The sequence below is a fragment of the Bacillus sp. FSL E2-8868 genome (assembly GCF_038005505.1).
In the GTDB taxonomy this organism is placed as follows: Bacteria; Bacillota; Bacilli; order Bacillales; family Bacillaceae_G; genus Bacillus_A; species Bacillus_A mycoides.
Genome location: NZ_JBBOTI010000010.1, coordinates 1 through 2,386 on the forward strand (window position 1 = coordinate 1; position 2,386 = coordinate 2,386).

General features: G+C 33.2%; 2 protein-coding genes. Both read right to left on the minus strand.

Annotated features, from left to right (window positions below):
- Positions 1–240: 240 nt before the first annotated feature.
- A complete protein-coding gene (locus tag NSS74_RS27895; protein ID WP_002035454.1) occupies positions 241–972 on the minus strand; it encodes a DsbA family oxidoreductase in 732 nt (243 codons plus the stop codon).
- Between the two features lie 191 nt (positions 973–1,163).
- Positions 1,164–2,123, minus strand: a complete 960-nt coding sequence (locus NSS74_RS27900) for an alpha/beta hydrolase (protein ID WP_215588685.1) — start codon at positions 2,121–2,123, stop codon at positions 1,164–1,166.
- Positions 2,124–2,386: the final 263 nt, after the last annotated feature.

Sequence of the window (2,386 nt, forward strand, 5' to 3'; positions counted from 1 at the left end):
TTTCATATTTCAATGTCAACCAAGTTTTTTTATTTCTTTTGTCGCTTTCTACGTTGTTGCTATCAGCGACTTGTTCTATATTACACCTCTAACCTACAATCGTCAATATGTTTTTATAAAAAACTTCATTTTTTTATAAATCCTATTTACGTTATTAATTTATCTATTTATATACCTCTTCTATAAGAATAGATAAGCAACCCATGAAACACTCTATGGGTTGCTATTCCATCATAAAAACTATTGTTCTTTTGAAGGTACAGAACAACTTTCATCCGTACAAGACATATCGCTTCCACCCTCTGAAGAAAGCTCTTGTAACTTAGGTGCAGGATTCTCTTCTTCCCAAACTTGCTGAAGTGCACCAACAAAAGTTTCAAGTGGTTGCGCACCTGAAATAGCATACTTTTGATTAATAATAAAATAAGGAACTCCCGAAATTTGATATTGCTGAGCAATCGCTTCATCAATTCTAACATCATTTGCATATGCGCTTTTATCATTAATAACATGTAGAGCTTCTTGCTTATCTAAACCTGAAGCTTCAGCAATAGTAGCAAGCGTATCCACATCACTTAAATTTTTCGATTCAGTGAAATATGCACAAAGTAGATTTTCCGTAATCTCTTTTTCTTTCCCTTGATCCTTTGCAAATTTGGCAAGACGATGCGCATCAAAAGTGTTCGTCGGCTTCATCTCTTCAAAATTAAAACTTAACCCCATACTAGCTGCATGATTGCCTAGTTGTATATTATTACGCTTAGCTTCTTCAATACTAATCCCATACTTTGATGCAAGTACTTCATTAATACTTGTTCCAGAATAGATTGGAGCATTTTGGTCTAATTCAAAACTTTTAAACTCAACTTCAACATCTTTCTTATGCGGAAATTGCTCTAAAGCCATTTCTAATCTACGTTTCCCAATATAACAAAATGGGCATACAAAATCTGACCATACTTCAATTTTCATAGAAACACCTCATTAACATGTAGTTTTCAATTATTGTAGCACTGGCAATAAGGAATTCAAAAATTTATGCTTCAAACCTTATATACTACAAACTAAAATGAGTTTTTAAATAGAAAAAACGATAATCAAAAGTATAAAAACATTTCCTTCTGATTATCGTATATACAAAATACAAATCTAAAACAATCTAATTACGCTGGAATGTATCTCCCCACGAACTCCCATATGGTATTCCAATATTTATTCGAATCTACCTTCTCGGCTTCTCCATGTCCAGCACCTGGAACAATTAATTTCTCTTTTTCTACTTTTGCAGCATTATATACTTCATCTAACATTTCATAAGGAACGAATGTATCAGCGTCCCCATGAATAAATAGCATCGGTGTTTTACTTTTCGCTACTTGTTTTACAGCTGAAGCTTCTTCTAAATCATATCCAGCTCTTAATTTTGTAACTGTATTTGCCGCATTCATAACAGGAAACTTCGGCAAGTGGAATAAATCGTTTAATTGATAAGTAAATTCACCAATAACAGTTGAGTATCCACAATCTTCAATAATAACTTTAACGTTAGAGGGTAACTCTTCACCTGAAGTCATCATCACAGTTGCTCCCCCCATTGAAACTCCAAAGAGTGCTATTTCAGCATTAGGGTCTTTCTTTACAATTTGTTGAATCCAAATCAAAATATCTTTACGATCGTGCCAGCCCATCCCTATATAATCACCTTCACTATTTCCATGCCCACGAAGATCTGGCGCTATGACGTTATATCCTTCTTCATAAAAATTCCGGATATATTTCGTCATTTTCGATGCCCTACTATCATATCCATGAACTACAATTGCCCATTTATGGCTAGATTGTTCATTCATATATTCATAACCTGTTAATTTCAACTTATCGAAAGAATTTATGTTTCGTATATTAGGTTTATGATTTGATACAAAGTTCGCATCCTTTTCTTCATTTGTAGCAAACACACCTCCCGATGCATTCACAGTTTCTACTAAGTGAGGATTATCCTCTAAAAACTCTTTCTCTTGTTTCGCATTCAACGCATAATTATAAAAATAATTCCCGACTAACATATAAGTAATTGCTAGAAGGACTAAAACCACTATAGTAATTACACCTATCTTCTTCATATTATCTCCTTAAAAAATTTAAATCTTCCTATATTAAAGTACCTCGAAAAACAACTGTACTATTTTAACACACCGATAGATTGCTTCTACAAAAAATAGAATAGAAAATCTTAAACTACACATCAAAAATGATGAAAGAAAATGAATATGAGAGGATCAAAATAATAAGGATTACTTACTTGAGGCTGATAAGAAGTTTAAAACACAAAAAAGACGAGTCATTCTGACTCGTCTTAAAGTTGCTTGGCGACGTCCTACTCTCA

Bases quoted from the DNA above. Each gene is read 5' to 3' on its own strand.
- NSS74_RS27895 (WP_002035454.1), bottom strand. From the start codon at position 972: ATGAAAATTGAAGTATGGTCAGATTTTGTATGCCCATTTTGTTATATT.
- NSS74_RS27900 (WP_215588685.1), bottom strand. From the start codon at position 2,123: ATGAAGAAGATAGGTGTAATTACTATAGTGGTTTTAGTCCTTCTAGCA.